Raw genomic sequence first — 5428 nt, 5'->3', positions numbered from 1 at the left:
GTGAAAAAGAGGGCGGGGTTAGAGCTGTGCCTCCGGCGGGGGCCAGACGACTCCAGGATGGAATTGTCGAACGGTTCCGGTGGGTGGGTGGTTGAGGAGCCTGCCATCCCGCCAGCCACCGACCCAGGCAAGCCGAGCAGACCAGGGCCAGGGTGACCAGGTCGTACGTCCGGTAGGGCGCTCCACCTGGTCGCCCTGGCCCTGGCCCGCTCCACGGAGTGTGGGTCGGCGGCAGCCGGGATGGCAGGAGGTACGGCCAAGAGGCGTGCGCCATTCGACCGACGAGCGGAAGTGACAGGTCAGGCCCTCGTACGTGACTGACGCTCGCCGGCATCCCGGATTGCATGCCGGACAGCCAGCCTGATCACCCAGTACAGGAGCGCAAGGCCAACTGCATAGAAAAGGTTGATTCCAACTCCAACCGACGCAAACCAACCGCCGACACTGCCGCCACCGCTGGCCGCGAAGACATCAACCATGGTCGCGACCATAGCGAACTGTTACCACTCAGCCTCTGGCCTGGCGCTGCAAGATCGTCGTCGGATTCGGGTCGGCGAGTTACGAACCACGGCGCTGTGAGGTCCAGGGCCGCTCCGCTTGCCGTCGGAATGGCAAGATCGTGTCTCGTGATCGATGATTTCGCTAAGGACGCTCTGCACGGCCAGCTCAGGTCGATACGTCAGGCGCTGGTCTGGAAGCTCGAGGGCCTGTCCGAGTACGACGTCCGGCGTCCTTTGACAGCGACGGGGACCAACCTCCTTGGCCTGGTGAAGCACTTGGCGACCCTGGAGGCCTGGTATTTCGGTGAGGTCTTCGGCCGCCCGTTCCCGGGGCCGCTGGGGCGATGGCAGGACGCGGACGGCAGCGACCTGTGGGTGACCCCGGGCGAGACCCGCGAGCAGATCATCGACTTCTATCAGCGTGCCTGGGGGCATGCGGACGCGACGATCGAAGAGCTTCCCATCGACGCGCCTGGCCACGTGCCGTGGTGGTCGCGGCCGGACGTCAAGCTGTTCAACATCATGGTCCACGTCCTTCAGGAGACCACCCGGCATGCCGGACACGCCGACATCCTGCGTGAGCAGCTCGATGGCCGGACCGGGGTGAGGGCTGAGTACGAGGAGCAGATCGACACGGCGGCCCGGGAGGCGTACTGGGCGAAAATCGAGCGGGCTGCGCAGGAAGCGGCCGGCGGCTCGCATCATGCCGACCTATCCGACACGCATTGCGCGGTGGGGACGCCGTGAGAAATCCGGATCTCGTGGAGGTTCGCCCGTGAGGGCGGTCATCGTCGCGGCCGCGGTCGCGTTCATCATCTCCCTGTTCGGCACGCCGGTGGCGATTCGCGTCTTCACCGCGCTCAAGGCCGGCCAGCCGATCCGATCCATCGGGCTCGCCAGCAACCAGGGCAAGAAGGGCACGCCCACGATGGGCGGCGTCGTCTTCATCGTGGCGACCGTCTTCGCCTACGTCGCCGGGCATATCGCCCTGACCACCCTGCCCGAGCGGCAGATCGCGCAGGAGGGGCCGACCATGACGGCCCTGGTGCTGCTCGGGCTGTTCGTCTTCTGCGGCGCGGTCGGCTTCTTCGACGACTTCCTCAAGGTGCTCCGGCGCAACTCCGACGGACTGTCCGCCAAAGGCAAGCTGCTCGGCCAGGCGATCGTCGGCGGCGGGTTCGGCATCGCCGCGCTCTACGTGCCGAGCACCAACGGCCAGACCGTGGCCAGCGAGCACATCTCGCTCATCCGCGACATCAGCTGGCTCAACGTCGGCAAGGTCGGCGCGGTCATGGTCATCGTCTTCGTGATCACGGCGATGTCGAACGGCGTGAACCTCACCGACGGCCTCGACGGCCTGGCCACCGGCGCGTCGATCCTGGTGCTCGGCGCGTACGCGCTGATCGGCTTCTGGCAGTACCGGCACTGGTGCGCCGACGACACGTACGCCCGCGTGAACGACTACTGCTACCAGGTCCGGGATCCCCTGGAGATCGCCATGATCGCGGCGGCGGCGGCCGGCGCCTGCGTGGGCTTCCTGTGGTGGAACACGTCCCCGGCGCGGATCTTCATGGGTGACGTGGGCTCGCTCGGGCTCGGCGCCCTGATCGGCGGGCTCGCGGTGGCAACCCGCACCACGCTGCTTTCGATCATGATCGGCGGGCTCTTCGTCATCATCACAACGACGTGGGTGATCCAGATCGTCTCGTTCCGGACCACCGGTAGACGTGTCTTCCGGATGGTGCCGTTGCACCACCACTTCGAGCTGGCCGGATGGAGCGAGGTCAATATTGTGGTCCGGTTTTGGATCGTGGCCGGCGTCTGCGTGGCGGTCGGCCTGGGCCTGTTCTACTCGGATTTCTTGGCGGTCGTTGGATAAAAGCCACGCGACAAGCCTGTGTCGTGCCACCGACGGTGATCCGCCGGGCAGCCTGGTTCCCCACCGGGGTGCCAGCGTCTGGCAGCAGCATTGCCTAAGCCGGTCGCGGCCAGACCCCTCGGTCGGTGTGTCAGCAAGAAGTCAGCAAGAGGTCTGGCGTCATTCATCACGGGGCGACCTCCGGCGGCGGCTGGAGCGCACGCGACGACATCACGTGGCAGGAGCTTGACCGGGTGAGGGATGGGCCGGCAGCCGGCCGGGCCACGCGGCTAGGACTCGCGCGGCGTAGGGGAGCGCGCGCCGGCCGCGTCGGCGAGCTGGCGGCGGTCGCGGGGTTGCGGTTAGGGCGCCTCCGGCGGGGGCGCAACGGCTCCAGGATGACCGAAGATCGTCGGCGGGTCACGGTCCGTGGGTGGTTGCGATAGGCCATCCCGCCTGCCACCGACCCGGGCAAGCCGAGCAGACCACCGCCCGACCCGCCAGCGCTCGTACGAGCCGTCAAGGTCCGCTTGACGTGGCGGGCCGGGCGACGGTCCGCTCCCTAGGAGGCGGGTCGGCGGCAGACGGGATGGCAGGGGAGGTAAGTGCTGAAGGGCGTGCTGTTGTGCCCACGAAGTAGGGCTTATTCTGGCCTGCCTCGTGCCATTAATATCAGTGGAGGTAGATGTGGGAAACCTGCTCGTGTGGGTGGTGGCTTTCGCCGCTTTCCTGGCGGTCATGGTGCTTATGGGGCTGCGGAAGGGTAGGCAGTTGCGCGCGATGGTCAAGAACTCTCCTCAGCTTCCTCCTGGCCAGCTACGCGCACTGGGTTTGTCGGTATTGGGCAAGCTTGTCGAGGAAGGCCACGAAAAGGACGGCTATGTAGCAGTACTGCCCGCACTCAAATCCCTGACGATCCGTCCCATGTCCCGTGAACACGTTGACGTCACAACGTACCTAGTTGAGCAAGGCTTCGTTGTAGAGAAGTCGGGTGAGCCAGTGCTGGCCAATGCGATGGTCACGGATGCCGGCCGCGCTGCACTTGACGCAGGACGTCCCCTTGCGACTGAGTCATGATGAGTGGCCCGCTCGGCATGCCCGATGCGTGCCCGACGTAGCGGTCAACGGCGGCCTACAACGGCACTTCGATATTTGGACCTGACGATGCCGTGCTCCCTTACCACGGAGCACGGCTTACTTACGCTGTAGATCAAGCCGAGCCCCAAGCTGAGGTTAGGCACTTCCAAACCGAGGCTCCTGTGGTCCTTCGCTACGGTGGTTCAGTGCATCGAGTGTTCGTCCGCAGTCAGTACTCGCAGCTCGTCGTCTGGACCGGTGCCGCCGACGCGGCCGATGTCGCCTCTTGCGGAGGCTCGGCTGCGGCATCTCGCTGACCTGTTCCGCAGGCACCACACAGCATCGCGACGAGCACGGCCGCGGTGATGCGCGCAACCCCGCGCGAGCCAATGATCACCACAGCAGCCTGCCACGAAGCTGAAGCTCACCGCTGCCCCTCACTGTGCATCACCAGAACCTCAGTCGATCTTTACCCCAGACTGGTTCCTCACCGCCTGGGCGATGGCCCAACCCGCCTCTCTGAGGCGGCGTGCTGGTGGATCCGCAACCTCGACGCGGTAGGGCAGGGTTGCCGGTCGCTGTCGCCCGGCACCGGCTCATCGAGGCTGGCCGGTACCAGCTGGTAGCAGGCGACAGCTTGACCGCATCCCCCGGCGGGGGCCAAGGACGAGATCGGAACCTGGAGGTCAAGCGATGGACTGGCGAGATCATCCGGCACAAGCCGGGCACAACTGACGCCGGCAAGGGCTGTCAACCGCTGTAAGGCAACGCAAGGCCATGCCCAGGTCAGCGCGGCGATCCGCCCGGTCTGAGGCGAGCAACACCCCGCCGGAGGGGTTCAGGGTTCCAGTCCCTGGCGGTCCACCGACAGCCATTGAGCTGGGCAAACGTGAAAGCGCATGTGGCGGTATCCGAACCGCCTCGATCAGATGTGGCGTGAGCTGGGAGAACGCATCGCCCGCTATTTGCAGCCACGGTCGCGCCTGACGGCCAAGGAGCACGAGAGCGGCGTAGCCAAAGCGCGGCCTGTTAGAGCTGCTTCCGGGAGAGGGCCTGGCCTTACCCCACTCCGGCCAACAGGTCGCCGAGATCGGAGCGGCGATAGAGCACGGCTCGGCCGTGTCTGGCGCTGACGAGTAGTCCGCCTGTGCGCAACGCCCGGAGGTGCTGGTTAACGGCTGTGGTGGTGACGCCGAGGCGGGCTGCCAGTTCGGTCGAGGAGCTGGGCGTGCCCAGCTGGATGAGAAGGCCGGCCCGGGTGGCGCCGAGGAGACCGCTGAGGGCGTCGGGGGCCGGCAGGGACTGTGGCTCCCAGAGGGTGGCCACTCCGCGCGCGCTGTAGAGGATCATCGGGGCTTCAGCGGCTGAGATGGGTGTTGAGGCGTTGGTTGTCCACAGTGTCGGCACGAGCGTGAGTCCGCCTGTAGTCGTTCTCGTATAGTCGAGATCCGATCGCAGTTGGACTTCAACTGCGCTGCCGACGAGCCTGACAGTGTTCGACAGCTCGGAAAACATCGCCGCGAGCCCATGTTGGGCGATTTGCCGGCCGCGGAAGGTGACATCGCCTTCCAGCAGTGCGCGCATCCGTGGCCAATGCGGTTCAAAACAGCGCCGCCAGTACTCGGTAAGTGCGTCGATGATCCGGGTGAGTACCCGTGGGGCGGGGCCACGCAGCGGGTCGGGCAGTGGCGCGCCGTGGACCGCTTGTAGGTCTCGCCGGACGACGGCCGGGTCAGTGTCGGCCAGACCTGCCAACTCCTCGTCGATGCGGGTCAGAGGCGAGTAGGGGCGCGGGTTGAGGAAGTCAGGCGTCCAAAGCCGGGCGTTGGTTAGCGCAAGCAGCACGGAGCCATCGAGGCTGTCGCGGGGAGTTGCCCCCTGGTCCTGGACACTTGAACCTTGGATCGTGATGGTCCGGGGAGATCAGGAGTCCCTGACAGATGGTGAACAAGCACTACCCCGCGGAGTTCAAGGCCGACGCGGTGGCGTTGTA

4 protein-coding genes are annotated in these 5428 nt (G+C 66.1%); 3 read left to right on the top strand and 1 reads right to left on the bottom strand.

What is annotated here, in order from left to right; all coding sequences use genetic code 11:
* Nucleotides 1-626 precede the first annotated feature (626 nt).
* The 3 genes from DKL51_RS03455 to DKL51_RS03445 all read left to right on the top strand — a co-directional run bounded on the left by DKL51_RS03455 (nt 627) and on the right by DKL51_RS03445 (nt 3435).
* A complete protein-coding gene (locus DKL51_RS03455) occupies nt 627-1247 on the top strand; it encodes a DinB family protein (RefSeq protein ID WP_109947386.1) in 621 nt (206 codons plus the stop codon).
* Between the two features lie 28 nt (nt 1248-1275).
* On the top strand, nt 1276-2379 hold the full coding sequence (gene mraY, locus DKL51_RS03450) for a phospho-N-acetylmuramoyl-pentapeptide-transferase (RefSeq protein ID WP_109947387.1): 1104 nt from the start codon (nt 1276-1278) through the stop codon (nt 2377-2379).
* Nucleotides 2380-3045: 666 nt separating this feature from the next.
* The gene (locus tag DKL51_RS03445) at nt 3046-3435 is read left to right on the top strand and encodes a hypothetical protein (RefSeq protein WP_123809754.1); all 390 of its coding nucleotides are present in this window, start codon (nt 3046-3048) and stop codon (nt 3433-3435) included.
* 1059 nt (nt 3436-4494) lie between these two features.
* On the opposite strand, the gene DKL51_RS03440 is transcribed toward DKL51_RS03445, so the two are convergent.
* Complete coding sequence (locus tag DKL51_RS03440) at nt 4495-5280, bottom strand: ArsR/SmtB family transcription factor (RefSeq protein WP_260428361.1); 786 nt, start codon at nt 5278-5280, stop codon at nt 4495-4497.
* Between the last annotated feature and the right edge of the window lie 148 nt (nt 5281-5428).

It is taken from the genome of Micromonospora globispora, from assembly GCF_003857015.1.
Lineage (GTDB): Bacteria > Actinomycetota > Actinomycetes > Mycobacteriales > Micromonosporaceae > Micromonospora > Micromonospora globispora.
This window is presented reverse-complemented; position numbering and strand designations above follow the sequence as displayed.